Origin of the sequence: Arthrobacter sp. MMS18-M83 (assembly GCF_026683955.1) — a bacterium.
Taxonomy (GTDB): Bacteria; Actinomycetota; Actinomycetes; order Actinomycetales; family Micrococcaceae; genus Arthrobacter.
Map to the genome: position 1 here is coordinate 4,686,641 of NZ_CP113343.1, position 25,258 is coordinate 4,711,898.

At 62.6% G+C, this 25,258-nt stretch carries 22 protein-coding genes and 1 pseudogene; 7 read left to right on the forward strand and 16 right to left on the reverse strand.

Annotated elements, in window-relative coordinates:
- The first annotated feature begins 120 nt into the window (after positions 1 to 120).
- Positions 121 to 2,073: a M13 family metallopeptidase gene (locus OW521_RS22130; RefSeq protein WP_268021615.1), complete on the forward strand. Its 1,953-nt coding sequence runs from the start codon at positions 121 to 123 to the stop codon at positions 2,071 to 2,073.
- Between the two features lie 71 nt (positions 2,074 to 2,144).
- Here OW521_RS22130 and OW521_RS22135 read toward each other — a convergent pair whose 3' ends face one another.
- The 5 genes from OW521_RS22135 to OW521_RS22155 all read right to left on the reverse strand — a co-directional run bounded on the left by OW521_RS22135 (position 2,145) and on the right by OW521_RS22155 (position 7,629).
- Positions 2,145 to 3,722 (reverse strand): LCP family protein, encoded by a 1,578-nt coding sequence (locus OW521_RS22135; RefSeq protein WP_268021616.1) that lies wholly within the window; start codon positions 3,720 to 3,722, stop codon positions 2,145 to 2,147.
- A 74-nt stretch (positions 3,723 to 3,796) separates the two neighbouring features.
- On the reverse strand, positions 3,797 to 4,759 hold the full coding sequence (gene era, locus OW521_RS22140) for a GTPase Era (protein ID WP_268021617.1): 963 nt from the start codon (positions 4,757 to 4,759) through the stop codon (positions 3,797 to 3,799).
- Complete coding sequence (locus tag OW521_RS22145) at positions 4,743 to 6,074, reverse strand: hemolysin family protein (protein WP_268021618.1); 1,332 nt, start codon at positions 6,072 to 6,074, stop codon at positions 4,743 to 4,745. Before OW521_RS22145 ends, era begins: the two co-directional genes overlap by 17 nt.
- Positions 6,071 to 6,544, reverse strand: coding sequence for an rRNA maturation RNase YbeY (gene ybeY, locus OW521_RS22150; protein ID WP_268021619.1), 474 nt, complete (start codon positions 6,542 to 6,544; stop codon positions 6,071 to 6,073). The genes OW521_RS22145 and ybeY overlap by 4 nt, the downstream gene beginning before the upstream one ends.
- Complete coding sequence (locus OW521_RS22155; RefSeq protein ID WP_268021620.1) at positions 6,541 to 7,629, reverse strand: PhoH family protein; 1,089 nt, start codon at positions 7,627 to 7,629, stop codon at positions 6,541 to 6,543. The genes ybeY and OW521_RS22155 overlap by 4 nt, the downstream gene beginning before the upstream one ends.
- A 421-nt stretch (positions 7,630 to 8,050) precedes the next feature.
- Here OW521_RS22155 and OW521_RS22160 point away from each other — a divergent pair, with 421 nt between their 5' ends.
- Positions 8,051 to 8,938: a GerMN domain-containing protein gene (locus OW521_RS22160; RefSeq protein ID WP_268021621.1), complete on the forward strand. Its 888-nt coding sequence runs from the start codon at positions 8,051 to 8,053 to the stop codon at positions 8,936 to 8,938.
- A gap of 65 nt (positions 8,939 to 9,003) precedes the next feature.
- Here OW521_RS22160 and OW521_RS22165 read toward each other — a convergent pair.
- The 3 genes and pseudogenes from OW521_RS22165 to hrcA form a co-directional block, all read right to left on the reverse strand.
- Positions 9,004 to 9,779: pseudogene (locus tag OW521_RS22165) on the reverse strand (16S rRNA (uracil(1498)-N(3))-methyltransferase).
- 2 nt (positions 9,780 to 9,781) lie between these two features.
- Positions 9,782 to 10,912, reverse strand: coding sequence for a molecular chaperone DnaJ (dnaJ, locus tag OW521_RS22170; RefSeq protein ID WP_268021622.1), 1,131 nt, complete (start codon positions 10,910 to 10,912; stop codon positions 9,782 to 9,784).
- Between the two features lie 60 nt (positions 10,913 to 10,972).
- Positions 10,973 to 11,986, reverse strand: coding sequence for a heat-inducible transcriptional repressor HrcA (hrcA, locus tag OW521_RS22175; RefSeq protein ID WP_268021623.1), 1,014 nt, complete (start codon positions 11,984 to 11,986; stop codon positions 10,973 to 10,975).
- Positions 11,987 to 12,201: 215 nt separating this feature from the next.
- Between hrcA and OW521_RS22180 the strand changes: the two genes are divergently transcribed.
- Together OW521_RS22180 and OW521_RS22185 are read left to right on the forward strand one after the other, a co-directional pair.
- Positions 12,202 to 13,059, forward strand: coding sequence for a DUF3097 domain-containing protein (locus tag OW521_RS22180; RefSeq protein ID WP_268021624.1), 858 nt, complete (start codon positions 12,202 to 12,204; stop codon positions 13,057 to 13,059).
- A 147-nt stretch (positions 13,060 to 13,206) separates the two neighbouring features.
- Complete coding sequence (locus OW521_RS22185; protein WP_265977346.1) at positions 13,207 to 13,620, forward strand: DUF4870 domain-containing protein; 414 nt, start codon at positions 13,207 to 13,209, stop codon at positions 13,618 to 13,620.
- Positions 13,621 to 13,685: 65 nt separating this feature from the next.
- Here OW521_RS22185 and hemW read toward each other — a convergent pair whose 3' ends face one another.
- Together hemW and lepA are read right to left on the reverse strand one after the other, a co-directional pair.
- Complete coding sequence (gene hemW / locus OW521_RS22190; RefSeq protein ID WP_268021625.1) at positions 13,686 to 14,915, reverse strand: radical SAM family heme chaperone HemW; 1,230 nt, start codon at positions 14,913 to 14,915, stop codon at positions 13,686 to 13,688.
- Between the two features lie 48 nt (positions 14,916 to 14,963).
- Positions 14,964 to 16,817 carry a translation elongation factor 4 gene (lepA, locus tag OW521_RS22195; protein WP_268021626.1) on the reverse strand — a complete coding sequence of 618 codons (1,854 nt, stop codon included), beginning with the start codon at positions 16,815 to 16,817 and terminating at the stop codon, positions 14,964 to 14,966.
- 179 nt (positions 16,818 to 16,996) lie between these two features.
- Between lepA and OW521_RS22200 the strand changes: the two genes are divergently transcribed.
- Both OW521_RS22200 and rpsT read left to right on the forward strand, forming a co-directional pair.
- Complete coding sequence (locus OW521_RS22200) at positions 16,997 to 17,563, forward strand: type II toxin-antitoxin system PemK/MazF family toxin (protein WP_268021627.1); 567 nt, start codon at positions 16,997 to 16,999, stop codon at positions 17,561 to 17,563.
- Between the two features lie 169 nt (positions 17,564 to 17,732).
- Positions 17,733 to 17,993 (forward strand): 30S ribosomal protein S20, encoded by a 261-nt coding sequence (gene rpsT / locus OW521_RS22205; protein WP_028267110.1) that lies wholly within the window; start codon positions 17,733 to 17,735, stop codon positions 17,991 to 17,993.
- 206 nt (positions 17,994 to 18,199) lie between these two features.
- Here the strand turns inward: rpsT and holA are convergent, their stop codons facing one another.
- The 5 genes from holA to OW521_RS22230 form a co-directional block, all read right to left on the reverse strand.
- Entirely contained in the window at positions 18,200 to 19,216 is a 1,017-nt protein-coding gene (holA, locus tag OW521_RS22210) for a DNA polymerase III subunit delta (RefSeq protein ID WP_268021628.1), read from the reverse strand.
- Positions 19,217 to 19,244: 28 nt separating this feature from the next.
- Positions 19,245 to 20,816, reverse strand: coding sequence for a ComEC/Rec2 family competence protein (locus OW521_RS22215; protein ID WP_268021629.1), 1,572 nt, complete (start codon positions 20,814 to 20,816; stop codon positions 19,245 to 19,247).
- Between the two features lie 300 nt (positions 20,817 to 21,116).
- Positions 21,117 to 21,572 (reverse strand): ComEA family DNA-binding protein, encoded by a 456-nt coding sequence (locus OW521_RS22220; protein WP_268021630.1) that lies wholly within the window; start codon positions 21,570 to 21,572, stop codon positions 21,117 to 21,119.
- A gap of 553 nt (positions 21,573 to 22,125) precedes the next feature.
- Positions 22,126 to 22,350, reverse strand: coding sequence for a hypothetical protein (locus tag OW521_RS22225; protein WP_268021631.1), 225 nt, complete (start codon positions 22,348 to 22,350; stop codon positions 22,126 to 22,128).
- A 369-nt stretch (positions 22,351 to 22,719) separates the two neighbouring features.
- On the reverse strand, positions 22,720 to 23,559 hold the full coding sequence (locus tag OW521_RS22230; protein WP_268021632.1) for an META domain-containing protein: 840 nt from the start codon (positions 23,557 to 23,559) through the stop codon (positions 22,720 to 22,722).
- 370 nt (positions 23,560 to 23,929) lie between these two features.
- Between OW521_RS22230 and OW521_RS22235 the strand changes: the two genes are divergently transcribed.
- Positions 23,930 to 24,100 carry a hypothetical protein gene (locus OW521_RS22235; RefSeq protein ID WP_268021633.1) on the forward strand — a complete coding sequence of 57 codons (171 nt, stop codon included), beginning with the start codon at positions 23,930 to 23,932 and terminating at the stop codon, positions 24,098 to 24,100.
- Between the two features lie 102 nt (positions 24,101 to 24,202).
- Here the strand turns inward: OW521_RS22235 and OW521_RS22240 are convergent, their stop codons facing one another.
- The gene (locus OW521_RS22240; RefSeq protein WP_268021634.1) at positions 24,203 to 25,258 is read right to left on the reverse strand and encodes a DegV family protein; all 1,056 of its coding nucleotides are present in this window, start codon (positions 25,256 to 25,258) and stop codon (positions 24,203 to 24,205) included.

The following is a 25,258-nucleotide window of genomic DNA, read 5'->3' on the forward strand; positions in this document are numbered from 1 at the left end:
CGCACCATTTCACAGTAACACGGGTGCGTATGATGACAATGCAATACCTGAAGCAACGTCCACCATGCAGACGCGGTTACGGTGGTGAGCCGGATCCGCTCGTCGTCCGAAGGAGTTCTTGTGCCACAGTCGGGGATCACACTGTCCAACATCGATGAAAGCGTTCGGCCACAGGACGATCTCTACCAGCACGTCAATGGTGCGTGGCTGAAGGCCACGGTCATTCCGGACGACCGTCCGCTGGAGGGAACTTTCACCGCGCTCCGCGATGGCGCCGAGCTGGCAGTCAAAGCGATCATCGAAGAGGCGGCTGCGAAGGGCGAGGAAGCCAGCGGAATCGAGCGCAAAGTCGGTGAGCTCTATAACAGCTTCATGGACGAGGACGCCGCCGAAGCCAAGGGCATGGAACCGATCCGCGCCCGGATCGATGAGGTCTTCGCCACTGCTTCGCCCGCCGAAGTTGTCGCATTGTCCGGGCGGCTGTTCCGCTCGGATGTTTCCGGCCTCTTCTCCATCTACCCAGCGCCCGACGCCGGGAACCCGGACCGGGTCCTGCTGTACATCGGCCAGGGCGGGCTTGGCCTTCCAGACGAGTCCTACTACCGGGACGAGAAGTTCGAACCGATCGTCAGTGCCTACGGCAAGTACGTCGCCAAACTCTTCGGCTTGGCAGGTATTCCCGACGCGGACGCAGCGGCTGGGCGCATCGTCGCCTTTGAAAAGGCCCTTGCCTCGCACCACTGGGATAACGTCACGCTTCGCGATCCGCAAAAGACATACAACCTCAAGACTGCGGAAGAGGGACATGAACTGTTCCCCTATCTGGACGCATGGTTCGACGCCGCCCGGATTGAGGGCGACAAATTCACCGAGCTGGTAGTGAGCACTCCGGATTTCTTCGCGGGTGCGGCCGCCCTTGTCGAGTCTGAGCCTCTTGCCACCTGGCAGGAATGGTTGGCTTTGCGCGTGCTGAACGCCGCTGCCCCCTATCTGTCGTCAGCCTTCGTCGATGCAAACTTCGATTTCTACGGCACCACCCTGAGCGGGACGCCGCAGAATAAGGACCGCTGGAAGCGTGGCGTCGCCGTCGTCGAAGCCGCCCTCGGAGAGGCAGTGGGACAGATCTATGTGGAGCGCCACTTCCCCGAGGGTTACAAGGCCAGGATGCAGACGCTGGTCGCCAAGCTGATCGAGGCTTACCGCCAGAGCATCACCGCCCTCGACTGGATGGGCGAGGACACCAAGGCGGAAGCACTGAAGAAGCTCGCGGCCTTCCGCCCCAAGATTGGTTTCCCCGACAAGTGGATCGATTATTCCGCCGTCGATATTGACCCGGTTGATCTTCTAGGGAACGTCGAGCGGGCCCACAATGCCGACGTCGACCGCCACCTTGATGAGATCGGCAAGCCGGTTGATCTGAACAAGTGGCTCATGACCCCGCAGACCGTGAACGCCTACTACCACCCGATGCTGAACGAGATTGTTTTCCCCGCGGCGATCCTGCAGCCCCCCTTCTTCACCGCAGAGGCTGACGACGCCGTCAACTACGGCGGCATCGGCGCAATCATCGGACATGAGATCGGCCATGGCTTCGACGACCAGGGCTCCCAGTTTGATGGAAGCGGAGCGCTGCGGAACTGGTGGAGCGAGGAAGACCGCAAGGCATTCGAAGGACTGGCGGCGAAGCTCGTGGCCCAATTTGACGCCCTTGCACCGTATGCGGCTCCTGAGCATAAGGTCAACGGGAAGCTGACGCTGGGCGAAAACATCGGCGACCTTGGAGGCCTGACCATCGCCTACAAGGCCTACCTGCTGAGCCTTGACGGTGCGGAACCGCCCGTCTTGGAGGGCTTTAGCGGCCAGCAGCGCTTCTTCATGTCCTGGGCTGCCGGCTGGCGCCAGGTCATCCGGCCCGAGGAAGCCATCCGGCGCGTCGCTACGGACCCACACTCCCCAAACGAGTTCCGCACTAACGCCATCGCCAAGAACCTGGACTCATTCCATGAGGCGTTCGCGGTGGAATCCGGGGACGGGATGTGGCTGTCGCCTGAGGACCGCGTCAGTATCTGGTAGGAAGCAATACGAACGGCAAGGGGGCGTTGACCACAAGCTGTGGTCAACGCCCCCTTCATTTCGGCGCGCGGCTACCGGGCGATGAGGGCGGGGTTGACGGCCTGACACTTTACATCGCCTGCAGTCTGCTTGACGACGTTGGCCGGAACGGAAACCATTCCAAATTTTGTTCCCGTTGTGAAGTCGGAGCCCACATAGACTTGGACTCCGACGATGCCCGGAGACGGCTCGATCTGTGCGGCGGGAATGCCCAACAGGCTGGCAACGTCCGGCGCAACATCGGCATAGCCGGTCCCGTAGTAGACAACCGTCTTGGATGCGGCCGCGGCCAGGAAATGGCCGGCCCTGGTAAACCCGCCGCCAATGAGTGCGGCCGCGAGTTCCTGGCCCCGCGACGCAACGCCCGAACCGTCAGCTACGGTCACTGCTTGGAGCGCCTTGTTGTAGGCGGGGGCGCCGGGAGAACCGGCAGCCGGCGTTGAAGGAGGCCCTGAGGAGGCCGTCGGGGCTGGCGAGGCGCTCGGGGACGGAGCCGCCGTGGCGCCCGGGTTGGTCAGGTCCAAGTTCGCCCGCATGGCGGCAAACAACTGCGTGGCCTGTGGTTGGACCAGTTCGAGCCTGTTGATGTCGACGGCGGCGGGCTGGGTGGGAACCGACACGAAGGCCACCTTGGACAGGTCAATGTCTTTGAGGCGGCTCCCGATCGTCAGGAGCGACTGGACGGATGCCAGGCCGTCATCCACGGTGAGGTTCTTGGTTACGACGTCTGCGATCGAAAGCAGGCTCTGCGGATTGCTGAGCGTGCCGTCAGCCTTGACTTTGCGGGTCAGCGAGGAAAGGAACCCTTGCTGCGCTTGGATGCGTCCGAGGTCGCTCCCATCACCAAAACCGTGGCGGGTCCTGAGGAAGGCCAGCGCCTGCTCGCCTTCGACCTTCGATGTCCCTTTGGGGATTCTGAGCCCGGAATCGGGGTCGTAGACGGCGTCGCTCACGCATACGTCGACTCCTCCCACCGCCTTGGACAGTTCCTTGACGGCGTTGAAGTCAGCCATCATGAAGTGGTCGATCTCCAGCCCGGTGAGCTTGTTCACGGTGTCCACCGCGCAACCGATGCCGGCCTCAGCCATGGCCGAGTTGATCATGACGTTGGAGTGGGCTTCATAAACCGTCTTGGTTTTGGGGTCAGTGCACTTCGGGACAGTCACTAAGAGATCGCGGGGAAAGCTGGTAAGGCTCACCCTCTTGTTGTCCGCCGAGATGTCCAGAAGCATCATGACATCTGATTGACCGTAGCCCGTGGAGTCTTGTGACGAACCGTATTGCGAGTTTTTCCCGTCGCGGGTGTCGGAACCAAGGATGAGGATCTGCAAGCGGTCCGTGGCATCGTTGGCCGCGGCTTCGGTTCTCGTGGCGCCCGCCGACAAAGGTGCCTTGCTGATGTTCAACTGCAACCGGACAACCCAGTAAGCGGCGAAAGCGATCCCGGCGACGAGGAGCACAGACACCGACACTGCGGTGATCTTGAGCCAGAGCGGGAGCCCCTTAGGAGCATTCATGTGGCGGGGGGTGCCGGGGGCTTCCCCGTGGCGTGCAGCGCCGGGCGGACGAATGGTGCCGGGCTCCTGTACGCGTGCATCGCGACGTCGCACTACGCGCTCAACCTTTCCTCGGAAAATGGGATTCGGACCATTTTACGGGCCCAAACTGGGAAAATCCCCAGTGGCTAGAACCCCAGCTTCACGAGTTGCTTTGGATCGCGCTGCCAATCCTTGGCTACCTTGACGTGCAGGTCGAGATAGATCTTGGTTCCGAGGAGGGCTTCGATCCCCTTGCGGGCGTTGGTTCCGACCTCCCGCAAGCGGCTTCCGGCCTTGCCTATGATGATGGCCTTTTGGGACGGGCGCTCAACGTAGAGATTGACCCGCACGTCAAGGAGCGGATTGTCTTCGGAGCGGCCTTCGCGGGGCAGGATTTCCTCCACCACCACGGCCAGGGAGTGCGGGAGCTCGTCCCGGACACCCTCAAGTGCGGCTTCGCGAATGAGCTCGGCGACCATGATGGCCTCAGGTTCATCCGTGAGCTCACCGTCCGGGTAAAGAGGCGGGGAAGGGGGCATGTGCCCAATGAGGACGTCGGCAACGGTGTCGACTTGGAAGCCGTCGGTTGCGGAAACCGGAACGATGTCCGCCCAGCCTTGCTCGCCGAGCACTTCGCGCCCCAGTGCCGCGACTGCCAGGAGCTGCTCTGTCAGGGCCTGACGGTCCACGAGGTCGGTCTTGGTGACGAGCGCGATGATCGGCTTCCGTCCAACGGCAGCGAGCTGCGCAGCAATGTACTTGTCACCCGGACCGATCTTCTCGTTCGCCGGCAAGCAAAACCCAATGGCATCCACTTCCGAGAGGGTGTCCGCCACGAGATCGTTGAGGCGCTTGCCAAGAAGGGTGCGTGGGCGGTGCAAACCCGGTGTGTCCACGAGGATGAGCTGTGCGTCCTCCCGGTGGACAATGCCGCGGATCGTATGCCGGGTGGTCTGCGGCTTTGCCGAAGTGATGGCAACCTTCTGGCCAACCAGAGCGTTGGTGAGGGTCGACTTGCCGGCATTCGGACGACCCACGAGAACCGAGAAGCCTGCGTGGAAGCCGCCGAAGTCCTGATCGGCGTCGAACTTCTTATTGTGCTTGCTCACGTGGAACTCCCTGTTGCGTTGTGTCGGCCTCGTCGAGAAGGTCTTCAAGGTCAGTGTCTTCTTTTGGAATGGCTGCCGCAATGATATGGCTGACCCGGTTTCGCCGACCTTCAAGCCTATCGGCTTTCAAGGAGATCCCGTCCACCTTCACCGCACTGCCTACGATCGGCACCTTGCCCAAGGTCTTGGCCAGGAGGCCGCCCACGGTGTCTACTTCGTCGTCGTCAAGGTCAATGTCGAAAAGTTCGCCGAGGTCGTCGATGCTCATCCGTGAACTGACACGGAACGTGCCATCACCCAGGTCGGTGACCTCCGCATCGTTGGAGTCGTATTCATCGACGATCTCCCCCACGATTTCCTCAATGAGGTCCTCCAGCGTCACCAGTCCCGCCGTGCCACCGTACTCGTCAATGACCACAGCCACGTGCGTGGACTCTTGCTGAAGCTCGCTGAGGAGGTCGCTGACGGGCTTGGATTCCGGAACGAAACGGGCCTCGCGGGCTACCGCGTCCACGTCCGGGAGTACCGAAGGCTGTTCCGGACGGTGCAATGCGGCAGCGACGTCCTTCAGATAAAGAATCCCGCGGATCTGATCAGCATTCTCGCCGATAACGGGAATCCTTGAGTAGCCGGAGCGCAGGAACAAAGCCATGGCCTGCTCCAGGCTGGAGCCCGACTCGATGCTCACAATGTCCGTTCGAGGGACCATCACAGAACGGACCAAGGTGTCGCCGAAGTCGAATACCGACTGGATGAGTTCGGCCTCGCTGTCCTCGATCATGTCCGATTCCGTAGCCCTGTCGACGAGCTCACGGAATTCTTCCTCGCTGAAGAACGCTTCATCGCCGCTCGGAGCACCAGGCGCCACCGCGCTGCCGATCGCTACGAGCCAACCGGGAATGGGCCCCAGGATCCAGCAGAGGAACCTGATGAGGGGGGCCGAGAAGCGCGCCACGTCGCCTGAGTTGGCGCGCCCGAGTTGACGAGGCGAGACGCCCACCAAGACGAAACCGATGACGGCCATGATGCCCGTCGCCGCCAGTCCGGCGAGCCAAACGTTGTCGAGGAGACTGTGCATGACCACGGCGACAGCCACTGCTGCCGCCATCTCGAACCAGACCCGCCAGAATCGCAGCGCCCGTATGTGGGCAACAGGTTGGGCGAGGATGCTACGAAGGGAAGTCCCCCGGCTCTTGACGATGGCTTGCTCTGCCTCGTACCGCGGCAGGAAGGTAAAGGCAGCCTCCGCCGCAGTCAGCAAGGCGACGAAGCTGAGGAACACCAACGCCATGCCGACCAGGATGAGTGAGGTCACTGCATGGTCTCCAGGGGGGCATCTTTGCCGAGGAATTCGGACAACAGCTCACGCTGCAGGCCGAACATTTCTTCCTTCTCTTCCGGCTCAGCGTGGTCGAAGCCGAGGAGGTGGAGAATTCCATGCGTACAAAGCAGGAGCATTTCATCCTGGGTTGAATGGCCCGCATTGCGCGCCTGGACCTCGGCCACTTGCGGGCAGATGGCGATGTCGCCCAGCATGCCCTGTGGCGTCGGCTTACCTGGCGTTCCCGGTGTGAGCTCATCCATGGGCACGGAAAGGACATCGGTTGCGCCGGGCTCGTCCATGAGCTCGATGTGGAGCTTTTCCATGGCAGCTTCATCCACGAGCAAGATGGAAAGTTCAGCTTGGGGGTGGATGTAGAGCCGCTCAAAGACGAAACGCGAAAGCGTCACCAGTTGTGCCTCGTCCACCTGGACGCCGGACTCGTTGTTGACCTCGATGCTCATCTGCGTTCTCCCCGTTTGTCATGCGCGGCCGCGTGCTGTGCGCGCACCCGGTGCTTTTCGTCCCAAATGCTGTAGGCGGACACAATGTCGGCCACCAGCCGGTGCCTGACGACGTCGGAAGCGTCCAACATCGTGAAGTTCACGCCGTCGATCCCAGTGAGGATTTCCCGGACAATACGCAGGCCGGAGGTGGCTCCAAAAGGTAGATCCACCTGGGTGATGTCCCCCGTGACTACCATCTTGGAACCGAAACCAAGCCTCGTGAGGAACATCTTCATCTGTTCCGCAGTGGTGTTCTGGGCCTCATCAAGAATGATGAACGCATCGTTGAGCGTGCGGCCGCGCATGTACGCAAGCGGCGCTACTTCGATCGTTCCTGCAGCCATGAGGCGCGGGATCGACTCCGGGTCCATCATGTCGTGCAAAGCGTCGTACAACGGACGCAGATATGGATCGATCTTGTCACTCAGCGTTCCAGGGAGGAATCCAAGGCGCTCCCCTGCCTCGACGGCGGGCCGCGTGAGGATGATGCGGCTGACTTCCTTGAGCTGCAGTGCCTGCACGGCCTTCGCCATCGCCAGGTACGTCTTGCCGGTGCCTGCCGGGCCGATCCCGAAGATCACCGTGTTGTCGTCTATGGCGTCAACGTAGCTCTTCTGGTTCAGAGTTTTTGGGCGAATGGTGCGTCCGCGGCTGGAAAGAATGTTGTGGGTCAGCACTTCCACAGGACTCTGGAGTGACTGGCTGCGCAGCAGGGAAACGAGCTGTTGGAGTACGTCCGGGGTGATAACCGTCCCCCTGCCGACCAAACCCCGGACTTCCTCCAGGAGCCGCATGATCCGGGGAACATCGCCGGATGGTCCGCTGAAAGAGAGCTCGTTGCCACGCACATGAAAGTCGACGCCGGGGAACTGGGCTTCTATGTAGCGCAGTGCCTCGTCATGGCTGCCGAGGGTCTGAACCATCTGATCAGAGTTGTCGAAGACGACAACTTCCGTCCGGGCGCCGGGGACAGAGTGTGGGAACTCGGCCGGACCTGTGTCAACGCTGCCGGCCCTGGGCCGCCCGTTCAATGATTCTGTCATAGTGCTGGCCTTGCGGCCTGTGCTCCTCCGGCTTGGTTATGTCCATCGATTTGCTCCGATGTCCGTTCGCTGGATGGGCGCAGGATCGCGGGCCTCGGATTGCTTTCAATCCTACGCCAGCCAGTCTCTGGGGTGGTTCCAGACCATGCCCGGGAGGGCTGCGGACAGCCGATTTCATGCCACTTTGGTATCAACTCCGTATCGACCTCGTATCAATCGCATTGCAGTTGGTGCCGGAGGATGGAATCCCCAGCAAGCGCCGCGGGGACTGTGACAAGCTGATTTATGGGCAAAAATGCCCTGCACCCGGTCCTCGGGCGCATGACTCCCCCGCACCACAGCGGCCGAACACGAGCAGGAATCCACCATTACCAGGCCAGCCGGCATTCCAGAGGGCACACGCATCCGGAGACGTTCCGCCATGCTTGTGACCGCGCTGACCGCTGCCCTGTTTCTTTCGGGTTGCGTTGCTGACCGTTCGAGTCAGGGATCAACGACGCCTGTCCCCAACCCGACCGCTGCCCTGCAGGCGGCACCCGCAACCAATGCGCCGCTCGAGACAACCCAGGCGTCAAACAAGATTCCGGTGTACTGGATCGGACGGAGCGACACGGATATCTTCCTGTACCGCGAATTTCGTGACAACCCAGGCAACGAGAACCCGATCACTACCGCCCTTCGGATCATGATGTCCCAGAAGCCGTTGGATCACGATTTCTTCACGCCATGGCAAAATCCGAGCAACCTTGCGACGTCGATTTCCGGCAAGAACGTGGTCACGGTCGACGTTTCCCGCGACGCGTTCAATTCCAACCTCGACGCCGGAATGGCGCAGCGCGCGGTCCAGCAACTCGTCTACACCGCTACCGCTGCTGCGGCGAGCTCGGGATTGATCGACTCCGGTCAGCTGATCAAGGTGACCATCCTGGTGGACGGGCACACGGATTACATGGCGTTCGGTCAGGTCAAGCTAGGTGATCCGATGGTCCGGGACGCAACCATGGTGGCACCCGTCTGGATCATTGAACCGCAGGAGGACCTGACCCTGCCTGCCGGTCCAATCAAGTTCAATGGGCGTACCACCGACTCTTCGAAGAAACTGCATTGGCAGATCCTCCGCGAGAACTCAAGCGGCGAGAAGATATCATACCTGTCCGGTCAGACCACTGCTTCGACCGTGCCGGGCCAAGGCGGCGCCTTCAGCTTCACTGTGGGCCTCGGAGCCGGCCGCTACGAGTTGCGCGTCTCCATGGTGGGTCCAGGCGACGCCGACGTCGCCACGGATACCCGTTCCTTCAGCGTCCGCTGATCAGCTACGCGCACTGCGAGCTACTCGAAGGGCGGCGTCGGCACCGCCGCAGCGCACGTGGCGCTCTACCAGCGCCCCAGAATGTCGCTGGCCAGTACGACGGCGGCCGGGCCCGCCGTCGATGAGCGAAGTACATGGTGGCCCAAGAGGGCGGTGACAGCGCCGACGTCGCTCAGCTTGGTCACTTCGCGCGGCGAGATGCCGCCCTCCGGGCCCACGATGAGCAGCACTTCGCGCGCTGCTCCGGGATCCCCACCGGAAAGTTGATCCTGCCACTCCTCCAAGACATCCCTCAGCGGGCGCTTTGCGTCCTCGTGCAGGATGATCGCCAAGTCAGCAGCGGCAACGGCCGCCGCCAAACCGGAGCCGTCGACGGCGGCACGAACTTCCGGGATCCACGCGCGCCGCGCCTGCTTGGCCGCTGCGGTGGCCACCGATTGCCACTTCGCGTGGGCCTTGGCGGCCCGCTCCCCCTTCCAGCGGACAATGGAACGTTCCGCCTGCCAGGGCACCACGGCGTCGATCCCGAGTTCCGTTGCCGTCTCGACGGCGAGCTCATCGCGGTCGCCCTTGGCGAGGGCCTGGACCAAAACGAGGCGCACTATCGGCCGGCGCTCCTCGACGACATCGGAGGCAAGACCTTAAGGCTTCCCGGTCCGGATGCGGTCACAGTTCCCGTGAGCCGCTTTCCGGCGCCGTCGGCAATGTCGACCGCTTCACCGACTTCCAAACGCTTGACGGTGACAGCATGCCTTGCCTCGGCGCCGTCCAGCACGAACGTGTCACCCGGCCCGAGCCCGTCAAGCGTTCCGGCGACCGTGAAAAATACGGGGTTGCTCACCGCTACAGGTTACCGAGCTTGTCCCGCAGCTTCGCGAACATACCGCCGCTCGCTACGAGCTTGCCCTCGGTGAACTGCTCACCGCGCAACTTGGCAAGTTGGCGGAGCAAATCCTCCTGCGCGGCGTCGATCTTTCCGGGCGTCTCAACGTGCAGGTGTACCTTGAGGTCTCCCCGGCCGTATCCGCGGAGATGGGTGACACCCAGTCCGCGCAAGGTGATGACTTCGCCGGCCTGGGTGCCGGCCTTGACGTCGATCTCCTGGGGGCCGTCGAACGTATCCAGCTGCAGCTCGGTTCCCAGCGCGGCGGCCGTCATGGGAACGCTCAGGGTCGCGTGAAGGTCGTCGCCCTCGCGTATGTAGGTGGAATCGGCGTTGACCCGGATCTCCACGTAGAGATCGCCTGAAGGTCCGCCGGCCGGCCCTGCTTCGCCCTGGGACGACAGCTGGATGCGCGTTCCGGTCGCCACGCCGCCAGGCACTTTGACGGTCAGCGAACGGCGGCTGCGGATGCGGCCCTGGCCGCTGCACTCATTGCACGGATCCTTGATGATCGATCCGAAACCTTCACATGAACCACACGGCGCGGAAGTCATGACCTGGCCGAGGATGGAGCGGACTGCGCGCTGGACCTGACCCGAGCCGCCACAGATGTCGCAGCGCTCCGGGTGGGTTCCCGCTCGGCAGCATGAGCCTTCGCACGTGGGGCAGACGACCGCTGTATCCACTTCAAGCTTCTTGTTGACGCCGAAGACGGCCTCGCGCAAATCGATGCGGACACTGATCAACGCGTCCTGGCCGCGGCGCATACGTGATGCCGGCCCCTGCATGCCACCGCCACCCCCGCCGAAGAAGGTATCGAAGATGTCCTGGAACGCGAATCCCTGGCCCGCGTAACCGCCACCGAAGCCGTTGTCGGTGCCGTTCTCGTTGCCCGTGGCGTCATACACACGGCGCTTCTGGGGGTCGGAAAGGACCTCGTAGGCGTGGGTCACGGCTTTGAATTCCTCGGCGGCGCCTTCTCCGGGGTTCACATCGGGATGCAGCTTACGTGCGAGCTTGCGATAGGCCTTCTTGATCTCCTCGCCGGTTGCTTCCGGTGAGACGCCCAGAACGTCATAGTGGCTGCTCAAAGTCGGTATCTCTTCCTTGTTGTACTGCGTTTCTTGCGAGACGGTTTCTGGCCGGAGCTGTCAGCCGCCCAGAATGCGGGAAAGGTAGCGTGCGACGGCGCGGACGGCCGCCATGGTGTTGGGATAGTCCATCCGGGTAGGACCAAGAATGCCGATCTTGGCACTGCTGCCCGGACCATAGCCGGTGGCGACCACCGACGCTTCGGAGAGCCCGTCGTAGGGGTTCTCGCGGCCGATGCTCACGGTGACTCCCCGAGGGTCTTCTGCCATGTCCGAGAGCAAGCGCAACATGACCACCTGTTCCTCGAGAGCCTCCAGAACCGGCCCGATGCTGAGCGGGAAATCCACGTTGGAGCGGGCCAGGTTCGCTGTGCCTGCCATGACCATGCGCTCGTCCCGGCTTCTGTCGGCCAGCCTCTCGAGACCATGGGCGAGGACACCGGCAAGGCCTCGAAGCGCTGGTGGGCAGAGGGCAACCACGGACGGCAGGACCTGCGGCATGAGGTCAAGCTGCGAGCCGGCAATGCTCCCAAGGAAACGTGCGCGCAAGGCCATCACATCTTCGTCCGTGGCATCGGCCCCTGCGTGCACCACGCCCTGTTCCACTTTGCCGGTATCGGCGATAAGCACTACCAAGACCTGGCGCGGTGCCAGCAGCACAAACTCAATGTGACGCACGCGGGCGCGGCTAAGGTGCGGGTACTGCACGACGGCGACCTGGTTGGTCAGTTGGGACAGGAGCCGAACGGTGCGCTCAAGGATGTCCTCGACGTCGTCGGGTCCCTCAAGCAGCGAGTGGATGGCCCGGCGCTCGGCGGCTGAAAGCGGTTTGACCTGGGAAATACGGTCGACGAACAGGCGGTAGCCCTTGTCCGTGGGGATTCGGCCGGCACTGGTGTGCGGTGCGGCGATGAGTCCTTCTTCTTCCAAAAGGGCCATGTCGTTGCGGATGGTGGCGCTCGACACTCCCAAATGGTGCCGTTCGACCAAGGCCTTGGATCCGACGGGCTCGCGGGAGTGAACGTAGTCCTCCACGATGGCGCGCAACACTTCAAGCTTGCGTGGTTCGCTCACTGCCCACCTCCATTCAACAGCCAGTGCTGAACAGTTACTACTCAGCGACCTGATATTCAACAATTAGCACTCAACATGCCCAAGTGCTAACAAGTCTAGTATGAGCCACCACGTTGTTAGCATTGGTACCGCTCGCGGCGAACATGATTCCCGCGCGGTCCGGCGGAACGTCCAGGGCCGTCATTGATCCCCTAGCGCAAAGTGGTGTGAAGACAGTGTCTTACAACAATTGGGGCCCGCAAGACCTCTCCTCGCCTGCCAAGCGGCAACTGCCTGAGGTGCCCGTTGAACGCGGAATGGTCCTCGAGGACGTACAGTCCGGTTGGGTCGGGGCTGTGACCAGGGTCGAAAAGGCCGGCGGCATCCACATTGTGGTGCTGGAGGACCGCCGGGGAAAGAACAAGTCGTTCCGGCTCGGCTTCGGATTCCTCCTCGACGGACAACCGGTGAAACTTCTGCCGCCGGCGCCACGCGCCGCCTCCGGAGCGGTTGTCGGGCAAGCGGGCAGGACTGCTTCGGGATCCGTCCGGGTGGCCGGCCAAAGAGCGCAAGTCGCCAAGGCAAGCCGGATCTGGGTGGAAGGAAAACACGACGCCGAACTCGTGGAGAAGGTCTGGGGAGATGACCTTCGGGTGGAGGGAATCGTCGTCGAACCCTTGCATGGCGTTGACGATCTTAAAGCAGCGATTGCCGAGTTCTCTCCCGGCCCGGGCCGCAGGCTCGGAGTCCTGGTGGACCACCTGGTGCCGGATTCGAAAGAGTCGCGGATTGCCGCCGATGCCATGACACTGCCTGGCGCCGCAGGAAACGTCCTGATAGTGGGCCACCCCTATGTGGACGTCTGGCAGGCCATCCGCCCCAAGGTTCTGGGGATCGAGCAATGGCCCACGATCGCCCGCGGGACCGATTGGAAGAGCGGCATCTTGAAGTCGTTCGGTTGGCCGCATGAGACAGCCGAGGACGTCGGGCTAGGCTGGCAGAAGCTTCTCGGCGCCGTCCACAGCTACGCGGACTTGGAGGCCTCCCTGCTGGGACGGGTGGAGGAAGTGATCGATTTCCTGACCGTACCGTGACGGCTCCTTGCAGCTTTCGGTTCGCTTCAGCAGCGGCCCCGGTGCGGTTCCCGCGCCCAGGGTCCGGGAGTTGGTCCACTGATCGCCTGCCGAGCAAGTATTCTGGGACAGCAACACTGCACCGATAGATACTCAAAGGAAGAAACTGTGGCAGACAACGCTCCTGACGATGGGGACGGCGCCTCGGGCCAGTCCCAGTACCACGGCGTTCCTGCCAATGCGCTGCCCTTGACGGCCTCCGAAGACCGTCAATGGGCCACCCTGGCGCACTTCGGCGGGATCCTTGGTTGTGTGCCCTCGCTCCTGATCTACCTGATTTTCCGCGAACGTGGCCCCTTCACGGCACAGGAATCCAAAGAGGCGCTGAACTTCACTTTGCCTCCAACGATTGCCGCAGTGCTCGCCAACATTCTGGTCTTGCTCCCGGTGGTTGGAAACTTGTTCGCAGTCCTGGCCACGGCAATCTGGGTCGCTGTGACGTGCTTCTCCGTGTCTGCCGGCATCCGCGTCAACCACGGGCAGCCGCACCGCTACCGCTTCAACCTGCGCTGGATCAAGTAGCGCTGTTTCCCGGCGCACTAGTGCTTGCGCCCGTGCCCGCGCCAGCTTGTGCTCGCGCCGGCGGGCTACTCCGGGAGGATGCGGCGCACCACGGCGTCGGCCAGTAGCCGCCCCTTGAGCGTCAAAATCAGCCGCCCTTGGAAGGCCGCCGCAGGCTCCACCAGGCCATCGGCAATGAGGCCGGCCACGGCATGGCGGCCCACCTTGTCGAGGGCGTCTACCTGGAGCCCCGTGCCGAGGCGCGCCTCCAGCATGATGCGTTCCACTTCCCGGGTTCCGGCGTCGAGGGTTTCGCGCCCAGCGGCAGGAGAGACGCCCAGACCGAGCCTGTTTGCGTAAGCGGTGGGGTGTTTGACGTTCCACCAGCGGACACCGCCCATGTGGGAATGCGCGCCGGGTCCGATGCCCCACCAATCGTCTCCCCGCCAGTATGCAAGGTTGTGTTTGCATGCCTGTTGGGGTGTGCGGGACCAGTTGCTGACCTCGTACCAGTCGAGCCCGGCGGCGCTGATCAGCTGATCGGCGAGTTCGTATTTGGCGGCGTGGTCGTCGTCGTCGATTCCGGGTACTTCCCCGCGCCGGATCTGGGCAGCCAGCTTGGTGCCTTCCTCCACGATCAACGCGTAGGCGCTGATGTGGTCCGGTTCGTAGGACAAGGCAGTCTCAAGGGAAGTCTGCCAATCGGCCATCGACTCGCCTGGAGTGCCGTAGATCAGGTCGAGGCTCACGGCAAGGCCGGCGTCGCGCGCCCATTGAACCACTAACGGGACCCTGCTGGGCGTGTGGGTACGGTCCAGAACCTTGAGGACGTGCGGGACTGCTGACTGCATGCCGAAGGAGACCCGTGTGAAGCCCGCGTCGGCCAGCAGCTGGAGCGACTCGGGAGTCACCGAGTCCGGGTTCGCTTCAGTGGTGACTTCGGCTCCGGTTTCCAGCCCCCAGTGCCCGACGGCGGCCGTCAGGATGCGTGCCAGGTCTTCAGCGGGCAGCAGGGTCGGCGTGCCTCCGCCGAAGAACACCGTGCTCAAGGGCCGATGCGGCAGTCCGGACGCGCCCATGGCCTTGACTGCGAAGTCAATTTCCGAAATCGCACTCGATGCGTACGCGTCCTGGGATGCGCCGCCCCCAAGCTCGGTGGCGGTATAGGTGTTGAAGTCGCAGTATCCGCAGCGCACGGCACAGAAAGGTATATGGACGTACAGTCCAAACTTGCGTGACTCGACACCGTCAAGCACCTGCGGCGGCAGGAGGCCGTCCGCAGGTGCGGGATCTCCGAGGGGAAGGACGCTAGGCACAGGATCCCCCGCGTGCCTGTCCCGCAGTGTGTTGGGCGAACAGCCCCATTACTTCTTGGCCTTGTCCTTGGATTCGTCGGTGGTAAGGGCTGCGATGAACGCTTCCTGTGGAACCTCCACACGGCCCACCATCTTCATGCGCTTCTTGCCTTCCTTCTGCTTTTCCAGAAGTTTGCGCTTACGGGTGATGTCACCGCCGTAGCATTTGGCAAGGACGTCCTTACGGATGGCGCGGATGCTTTCGCGGGCAATGATGCGCGAGCCGATGGCAGCCTGGATGGGCACCTCGAACTGCTGGCGCGGAATGAGCTCGCGAAGCTTGCCGGTCATCATGACCCCGTAGGCGTAGGCCTTGTCACGGTGGGTGATGGCGCTGAAGGCGTCAACCTGCTCGCCTTGGAGCATGATGTCAACTTTGACCAGATCGGCAACTTGCTCGCCGTCGGCCTTCCAGTCCAACGAACCGTAGCCACGGGTCTTGGACTTAAGGATGTCGAAGAAGTCGAAGACAATTTCGGCAAGCGGCAAGCGGTATCGGATCTCTACACGGTCCTCGGAGAGGTAGTCCATGCCGCCCATGACCCCACGGCGGCTCTGGCACAATTCCATGATGGCGCCGACAAATTCATTGGGCGCCAGGATGGTGGCGGACACCATCGGCTCACGGACCTCCGAGATCTTGCCCGTGGGGTATTCGCTGGGGTTGGTGACGTGAAGGACACGCTTGTCCTCCAGCGTGACCTCATACTCCACGTTCGGAGCGGTCGAGATGAGGTCGAGGTTGTACTCGCGCTCGAGGCGCTCACGGGTGATTTCGAGGTGCAGCAGGCCCAGGAATCCCACGCGGAAACCGAAGCCGAGCGCGGCCGAGGTCTCCGGTTCATAGACGAGTGCGGCGTCGTTGAGCATCAGCTTCTCGAGGGCATCCCGGAGCACCGGATAGTCCGTGCCGTCCAGGGGATACAGGCCCGAGAAGACCATGGGTTTGGCATCGGCATAACCGGCCAGGGATTGCGCAGCGGGCTTGGCCAGGTTGGTCACGGTGTCGCCCACCTTCGACTGGCGGACGTCCTTTACACCGGTGATCAGGTAGCCGACCTCGCCGACGCCCAGTCCCTTGGAGGGAGTGGGTTCCGGCGAGCTGACCCCGATTTCCAGCAGTTCGTGGGTGGCACGGGTGGACATCATCTGGATCCGCTCGCGCGGGTGCAGCATGCCGTCCACCACGCGGACATAGGTGACCACGCCGCGATACGTGTCATACACGGAATCGAAAATCATGGCGCGCGCCGGGGCGTTGGGGTCGCCAACGGGTGCAGGTAGATCGCGGACGATCTTGTCCAGGAGGGCCTCCACGCCGGCGCCGGTCTTGCCGGACACGCGCAGCACGTCCTCGGGGTCGCCGCCGATCAGGTTGGCGAGTTCCGCCGCGTACTTTTCGGGCTGGGCGGCCGGGAGGTCGATCTTGTTGAGCACCGGAATGATGGTGAGGTTGTTTTCCATCGCCAAGTAGAGGTTGGCCAGGGTCTGGGCTTCGATGCCCTGCGCCGCGTCGACCAGGAGAACCGCGCCTTCACAGGCCGCGAGGGAGCGGGAGACCTCATACGTGAAGTCAACGTGGCCAGGGGTATCGATCATGTTCAAGGCGTAGCTGGTGCCGTCAAGTTCCCAGGGCATGCGGACAGCCTGGGACTTGATGGTGATGCCACGCTCGCGCTCGATATCCATACGGTCCAGATATTGGGCCTTCATGTCGCGGGATTTAACGACGCCGGTGTACTGCAACATGCGGTCGGCCAAGGTGGATTTACCGTGGTCGATGTGGGCGATGATGCAGAAGTTCCGGATGATGGCCGGATCTGTCGCGGCGGGCACCGGTGCGGTGCGGGCCATGGGAGACACGCAGGGTCCTTACTGTTGACACTCACACGGCCGAACCCCGGACTGATCTGGACCAATCCGGCCGATGCCGCATATCTGAACTTATAGTCTCCCATGAACAAGACGCCGGTTGTGCACTTCGATCAGCCGCCGTTGCGTTGCGGGCGACGCAGGATGTCAATGGAAAGTACGGTGGTCCCATGGCATCGGACACACATTTGCTTGGCAGGCTCCTCAAAGGCTCCCTGGGCTACCTTCGACGGATCGTCGGAGCACCCGCCGGTAGAGAGCCCCGCCAGCCACCGAAAAGCCGGGCGTCGGCGGCGAACCGCCCCCGGAACGCGGCGGCCGGCGTCGGGCAGCTTTCCCGGCCCTATCCGGGGGACTTCCGGGGCAAGGTCTCTCCGCGGTACTCCCCCAACCCTGATGGCAAACCGGATCCCGGAGAGATCGTGTGGTCGTGGGTCCCCTACGAAGAGGACTATTCCGAGGGGAAGGATCGGCCGGTCCTTTTGATAGGGCACGACGGCATGTGGCTGCTGGGGCTGATGTTGACCAGCAAAGACCACGACAATGGCCGCCGCTCAGGTGACTACGTGGACATCGGGACCGGCGCCTGGGACCCCAGAGGCCGGCCCAGTGAGGTCAAGGTTGACAGGGTGGTACGCATCAATCCCGCGGACGTCCGGCGTGAGGGCGCCGTCCTGGACAAACGCACCTTCCAGCTGGTGGCCCGGCGACTGGGTGGGCAACACGACTCGGCGTAGACGGCAAATCCCCGGAAAAGCGCAGAGTCTGATAATATTTATGGCTGTGTGTCCGTGCAGGTCGACGGCCACTCATGGTTGGCTGCCATAGGCATCCCCACGCCGCTCAGTCGATGGCCAACCTGAAAACCCTCTAGACCATTTCCGCATTAAAAGAGAGTTCACACACGTGGCTAATATCAAGTCCCAGAAGAAGCGCATCCTCACCAACGAGAAGGCTCGCCTGCGTAACAACGCTGTCAAGTCTGAGCTGAAGACGGCCATCCGCGCCGTTGCCACCGCCGTTGAGTCCACGGACAAGGATGCCGCTGCAAAGGCTCTTGTTGCTGCCAGCCGTAAGCTGGATAAGGCTGTCAGCAAGGGCGTTATTCACAAGAATAACGCTGCAAACCGCAAGTCGGCGATCTCCAAAAAGGTCAACGCACTCTAAGGTTTATCCAGTTCGACTGAGCTGAACGTGAGGCCGGCGCCCAATGGGTGCCGGCCTCAGTTATTTAAGCCAGGCACGGATGGGGGTGGAACGGGCCACCTGGCGGTGGCTCCGACTCACGATGCGCAAATGGACTTTCGACCCTCGGATTCCGGCGTCGTCAGGAAATGTGCGTGTCGCCTAACAATCTGGGTGTCGCGCGTCGGCTACCGGCCCCGGGCGGAAGCGGCAATGACCGTGACAGCGTGCTCCACCGCGTACACCGGATCCCGCGAGAGGCCTTTGACCTGGGCGTCCGCTTCAGCCGTTACCTGGATGGAACGGATCAGGCCTTCAGGAGTCCACCGTCGGACGTCCCGCTGCGCCTGCTCCACGAGCCAGGGCTGCATGCCAAGCTGCTTGGCGATCTGTGCCGACGAGCCCTGGGCTCCCGCAACCTTGGCGAGGGAGCGGAGTTTCGCGGCAAGGGCGGCAACCAGCGGCACGGGGTCAACTCCGGTGGCGAGGGCGTGCCGGAGGCTGGACAGGGCCTGCGGTCCGTTGCCGGCCATGGCGGCGTCCGCAACCTTGAATGCCGTGGCTTCTACACGGCCCCCGTAGTACCGCTCAACGGTGGCTGCGTCCACGGCGGTGGTGGCATCCGCGATGAGCTGGCTGCATGCTGCTGCGAGCTCCGAGAGGCTGGCACCGACTGCGTTGACGAGGGCCTGGACAGCTTCCGCTTCGATGCGGCGGCCGCCTGCCTTGAATTCCGAGACGACGAATGCTGTTTTCTCGGCATCCTTTTTCAAAGGCTGGCAATCCGCGACCGGCCATCCGGATGACTTGATGGCGTCCAGAAGCTTCTTGCCCCGTACTCCCCCACCATGACGAAGGACCAACACGACGTCATTCTCAGGATGTGTGAGGTAATTCAGCGCATCGGCAAGAAAGGCATCGTTCATGGACTCAAGGCCCTCGATCTCGATGAGTTTGGCCTCATCGAACAATGACGGCGTGACAGTCATCGCGAGGGAACCGGACTCGTAGCTTCCCGCGTTGAGTTTGCTGATTTCCACGTCCGGCGCGGTGGCCCGCACCTGGGAACGGATCCGATCCATTGCACGGATTCCGAGGTACTCCTCAGGGCCGGTGATAAGCACTACAGCGGACGGGGTAACGTCCCGCCAGCCGATGGCGTTCGCCGCGGAGGCTTTAGCCTTGGTGACCTGGGCAGCAGCCAATGTTGCTTCCTTCCAGAAGGGATTTTGCTCAGTCCCAGTCTCCCACGTCCAGTGTCCTGCGCAGTTTTCGCCAAGGCCTCGGCCCTACAGCAGGGCGTCCGGGAGCCCCGGAATGCCTCTTAGCCCATCGGCGACGGACAGTTGACTCCGCAGCCTTCATGAGGAGCAATAGCCGGCGGTGCAAAGCCAGCACGGTGTGGCCCGTCCACGCTGGATGCAGGACCAGCCACACGAGCAGGATGGTCACAACAGACCACAGAAGCATGGTGGCAATTCCTGCCAGGCCTTCCGGCCAGGGCAGCGCCGCTCCCGGAAGTCCTGCGAAGAACCGGGCGATGACCGCCACCATTCCCGCGTTCGCTCCGGCAATGGCCATAGGGATGGCGGCTAACCAGGGAACCAAGGGAACGATCGGAACGGCAATGGTCCCCAGGATAGTCACCGGTGGGACGAACGCAGCTGCCGCGACGTTCGTCAGCAATGAGTAGCTGGAGAATTGTGGCTGCAAGGCAACAATCACCGGGCTGCACAGGAGCTGCGCTGACAAAGGAACGGCAATGGCCGAAGCGATCCAGGAAGGCAGCCAAGCTGGAGCCCAGGATGCGATGGGGCTTGCCAAAAGGACAATTCCCAGCGTGGCGAGGACCGACAGGAGGAATCCCACGCTCATGCCAAGTGAAGGATCCAGAATGAGCAGGCTACTGATTGCGAGGCAGAGAAAGCCCAGACTCCGGCCCCGCCGCCCGCCGCTAAGGGCTGTGAGGCCGATAGCACCCATAACGGCCGCCCTGAGGACGCTCGCATCCGGGCCGACCATCATGACAAAGGCCGCCAAGCCCACGAGGGCCACGATTGCCGCTCCGCTCCTGGGAAGCCGCAAGCTTCTGGCCAAAAGCACCAGGCCGCCGAGGATCAGGCTGCAATTTGCGCCGCTGACGGCCGTGAGATGGGTGGTGCCGGTGGTTTTCATAGCGGCTTCCAGGCCTTCGTCCAGGCCGGAGGTGTCGCCCGTGACCATTCCGGGCAAAAGACCTGCGGCGTCGCCCTGCAACCATTCGGCAGCAGAGGCGAATTGCTTCCTCAACTGCGCCGGACCTCCCGGCATAACGCCCTCCGTTTCCAACCTGGGCTGTGCGTTGGGGCGGTGCTGTGCGTCGAGGTCATGCCGGCCGTCCGGCTTCATAGGAGGTGTAGCGGCCGCGAGAACTCCGGCCTCCAACTGCCCTGCTTTTGCCTGCTTCAGCTTCCCCGCGGTTCTGATCTCGTCGCCCATTGCGACCTGGTCCCAGCCCTGCCCCCCGGTGAGCAGAATTCTTGTGCGGGAACGGATCAACTGACCATCGGTTGCTATGTCCATCACTTCTGCCGGAACTGCCCACCGTCCCGATCCACGCGAGCCAGTGCCCAGTTCGCGGGGCTCTCCCACGATCAGCACGTGGATGATAACGGAGTCCCGCGATGCCGCGGCCTCAGCGACGGGACCGTCCTGGCGCGGTCCCGCATCCATTGCTGCATGGGCCGCCACGGCCGCACCGAACAAGCACGCAACGGCCAGGGTGGCGGCAAGGGTCCTTGAGCGCGAACGCGAGTTACCGCCCACGCGGGCTTCCGGGCGTCTGGTCTCCGGGTGCCGCCGAGCGGTTTTCCGAATCTGGGGGAATCGCTGACGCCGGCCTCCCAGCAGAAGCCCCGCGATAACACACAGGCCCGCACACAGGGCCACTATCCATAACGACGGCAAGAAGGGAGCGGAGAGGGATACGGCCCACGTGAGCGTGGCGGATGGGACCAGCCGCAGGTCGATGCGGCTACGGTTCCCATGGGCGTCCTCGCGCCCCGACGGCGTCGATCGCGGGGCACTTGCCTGCCCGGCTCCCTTCATACCCGATCGTCGGCCATGTCAGACCGTCACCAAGGGCAGCAGGGATTCCATCATCTTCGGGCCGACGCCATCTACGGCATCCAGATCTTCCACCGCCGCAAACGGACCGCGCTGCTGCCTCCACTCCACGATGCGCTTGGCCAGGACCGGACCAACCTTTGGCAGGGCATCGAGTTCCTCAGCCGTCGCAGTGTTTAAGTTGAGCTTTCCTCCAGCAGAGGCTCCGGTTCCCGGGCTACCGCTTCCCGAAGCTGCCCCGCCACTGCTACCACCCGCGGCCCCGCCCGCAGTACCAGCCGCCGGAGCGGTAACGGCCTCCCCTGCCCGCGGAACATGGATTTTCGCGGCGTCCTGAACTAGCGCGGCAAGGTTGAGGCCGTTCAGCTCGGCGGTCGGCTCCGCTCCCCCGGCAGCGGCGATCGCATCAAACACTCGCGCTCCGGCCGGCAATGTGACGATCCCGGGGTTCTTCACTGCACCGGCCACATGGACAGTAAGCTGGCCGCGCCGCGATTCGGGCGTATCATCCTGGGCGGCGCTCCCACCAACTCGTGGCGCTGCACCAGCAAGCGAACTGCGGACCAAAGGCTCGACGGTTGGCTGGGCTGTCCACGCCTGCCAAGCGAACCACAACAGCAACAGCAAGCATGGAACGGTCAGCAACACAGCTACTCGCCTCGGCGTGCGCCAACGAAGCCGCGGAGGAGCCAACGATTCGCCAGAGCCGCCTGAATCGCCGGAATCTGGTTCCCCGGAAGAGTAGCCGGACGGGGAAGTCCGAGTGTTGCCTTCAAGCAACGTGTGCAAGGGCAGTAACGGGTCGCTATTGTGCTGGCCCCGATGAAGTCCGCCCTGGCCGGCGCCTCCCAGCTCAGCACTATGGTCGCCTGCCAGAGGCGGTGCAAGACGGGCCGTGAACCGTCGACGCGCAGCACTCGCGGCGTCGTTGGCTGAGGCGGCACCGTTCCTGCGTGGCATAAAATCGAGCCTAGAACCGCCCACCCCGCAAGGGCAGGCGGCATCGACTCTATGTGGACAAGGACGCCGTCAAGAGGCCTTGTGGAGGATCAGTTGCACCCGGGGACGCGTCGTCGGCAACCAGGTGGGAGATCGGAGCAGCATTGGTGCGGTCGACATCTGGCTCGTACAGGTCCGCCGGAGTGTCGCAGATGTCCGGACTGAACACCGTGCAGTCGCTGCCCTCGCGGCTTACGTCGACGCCAGTCGTATTCTCTCCCTTCGCCACCAGCATGCGGTCGATGACGCGGATCGGGACAGCGCATTGGAGTTGTCCACGTAGTCTCAGTTGCCCTCGACTTAGCCAGTGGAACCTGTTTGCTTCTTATCCATGGGCTGTTGCGCAGCCCTCGCCGGTCCGGGACCAGCCGACCCGGCAGCCATCTGGCGAATCCCGAAGCGCCTACCCTACGTAGACCCCAGAGTTGTCACGGTCATAGTAAGAACCCTCGGGGCAGTGCCGTGCATTTACAGCGTAGGAGCGCAGCAAGCAATAAGAACTTCAATTTACCCCCAGGTTTGACTAGTTCATCGATATTTATTTTTACGAGGTTGGCTATGGCGGGCGTCAGCAATTAGGACGCTGATCCGCGCAGCGTGGTCGTTACTTGCTTTTGAAGTTGAGAGTGTCGGTTCCACCCTTCCATGTCAAAGTGTCCTGATTAGAGGTCATTTCAATGGGCTGTTTCAGGAACTGTACGACCCACTTTTCCTGTTCAGCCGGGTCGCCGACGCATCCAACCGCTCCGAGCGCCAGCTTTTCAACAATGAGAGTGCTCCCTGTGATCATTGCTGGTCCGCTGATCGGATTGCAGGGAGTTTTCGCGGTGAGCTCCAGTCCACCATTCACAGAATTCAGCTCCACCGTAAGCCCGCCAGCGGCTACCCACGGGAGAGTGACGCCATTCGAAGTTCCCGAAATGCTGACGTATTGAGAGCACGGAGCAGACGGAAGGAAAGGCGCGCAGGATACCTGTGGAGTTGCGGAACTGATCGGAGGCGGAGTGGGTACCGCTGTGCCGGCTTTACCGACCGGTCCGGACGCGCAAGAAGTCATGAGCAGGCCGACGAAAAATAAGCAAAAAATGAATTTCGGAAACCGAGAATGCTTCATCGAATCCCCCTGAATGTTGAAACTGATCGGAGCATATACGTGGATGAGGTCTCTGTCGCTGAGTTTCTCATACATTGTTTCAACGATTCCTACTAGGATGATCGCCCCGAGTTTCGATATTAGCTCGTCATGGCCGCCGTCTGCGTCCGGGGTAATCAGTGAATGCCATCCGCCAGGAACGAGGTAGGGGACAACCCCGACCGGCGTTTGGAAGTCGCGGGCCGGCCGGGGCTGCCCGTGATCGAGCTCAAGAGAAGAGCGAGGATCCCGGACCGCCGCCGGTGCTTCATGGCGCCAGGGTTCTTGCCTGCCAGGGATGTTGCTGCGCACGGTCAGGGCGATTCCGTTCCCGTTGTCGCTGAGTCTTCGGGCGCGGCGGAGTCTGAAGAACCCTTTTCGTATGCTCTTGAGCTGTTCAATGCCTTTCCTTCGCTGACCAGGTGGAGGGCTTTTCAGGCACCCCCACTATCCGCCTTCCTAATCCGGCCCCCACGGGCTGCCCCCAATGAAGCCCGTGGGTCACTTCTTAATAGTCGGCAAGCGGTACCTTTCGTGACGCGAAACCGGCACGGATCTTCAGCGGTTCAAGACCGGATTGCAGCTTCAACATCTGCTGTGCGTCTACTTTCTTGTGTTGACCCGGGATCACGCAGCCCCGGCCCCGAGAAACCGATAAGTCCAGCAAGCAAGAAGGAGTACTGTGACAGAGCCGCAGCTGAGCGGTGCCCACGCGCAGAAGACTGTGATCCCTGACGTGTTCAGAAGAAGCGGCAATACGGACTGCATCGTCGTCTCGGGCGAACGCGATTTCGACGCTCCCGATGAGATCAGGTTCATCCACAACGAGAAGCCCTCCTACATGTATGCCTGACGGGCACGCCGTTCATAAATACCGAGGGCCCTGGCTCGGGATTTCTCGACCATGGGAAAGGCGAACGCTGCCGTGACATGTCCGCGGAGCTGGCAGTACTTTTCAGTCGCCGCCCGCGGACGGCTTCGCGAGGTCTTTGTCTGCCGCGGAACCGCTCGCGCTGGAATCGCCTGCCGTGACGCCAGGTGTGCTGCTTTCCCCGACGACCACCACCAAAACGCCCAGACCTGCGTGAGCTGCCAGGACGGCGGGCAGGGCACTGATCTGTGCAGGCGGGCATCCCAGGCAGTTCTCCCCCAGTCGCGACGCCAGCCCTTCGGCCTCTGCCAGGTTTCCAAAATGGTGCACGGCAAGCCGGGATTGTCCCAAAGGCCGGGAGTTGACATCCGCGTCAACGATTTCCTCAAGCCGAGCGACGGCTTTAGCCGCCGAACGCACCCTCTCAAGCGGCACGATCTTGCCGTCGTCGACCGCCAGGATCGGTTTGATGGACAGCATTGTCCCGAGCAAGGACGCGGCAGCGCCGATTCGTCCGCCGCGCCGTAGCTGCTCAAGGCTCGGCACGTAGAAATAGACCTTGGTGCGGCTCAATCGCTCCTCGGCAAAGCGACGGACTTCGGTCGCCGAACGGCCGTCTGCTGCGGCGACGAGCGCACTTTGGACACCCATGCCTAGCGCCATTCCGACGGTGCGCGAGTCAATGACCTCCACCGGGATTGCAACCCGCTGCGCAGCCAACCGGGCGGCATCGGCGGTGCCGGACAGCCCGGCGGAAATATGGATGGAGACGACAGCCTCAAAGCCGCGAGACTGCGCGGCGAGGTATGCCTGTTCGAATTGCCCGGGTGAAGGACGTGAAGTCTTCACTGACGATCCGGCCGCCAAAGCCAGCGCCAGTGTCTCGGTGATGTCGTCTTCGCCCTCGCCGTAGATTTCTTCGCCCACCATGACAGGCATCGGTACGACGGCGAGACGCCCGTCCGCGATGAACGCCTTGACCCATTCGGCCGGCAGGGCGGCTGCCGAGTCAGTGACGACGGCGGTCCGTACGGCGACAGGCGGCGGTTCAGCTCCGCTGCGACCCGGCGTCGTGGACTGACGCAGGCGCGCCAAACGTTCCTTGAGCCACAACCATGCGGGTGGTTCGCGGTCCGTCAA

Excerpts from the sequence above, each read along its gene's own strand:
- ybeY (WP_268021619.1), bottom strand. The coding sequence starts at position 6,544 with ATGAGCATCGAGGTCAACAACGAGTCCGGCGTCCAGGTGGACGAGGCA.
- OW521_RS22155 (WP_268021620.1), bottom strand. The coding sequence starts at position 7,629 with ATGACAGAATCATTGAACGGGCGGCCCAGGGCCGGCAGCGTTGACACA.
- OW521_RS22160 (WP_268021621.1), top strand. The coding sequence starts at position 8,051 with ATGCTTGTGACCGCGCTGACCGCTGCCCTGTTTCTTTCGGGTTGCGTT.
- OW521_RS22200 (WP_268021627.1), top strand. The coding sequence starts at position 16,997 with ATGGCATCGGACACACATTTGCTTGGCAGGCTCCTCAAAGGCTCCCTG.
- OW521_RS22225 (WP_268021631.1), bottom strand. The coding sequence starts at position 22,350 with ATGCTGGTGGCGAAGGGAGAGAATACGACTGGCGTCGACGTAAGCCGC.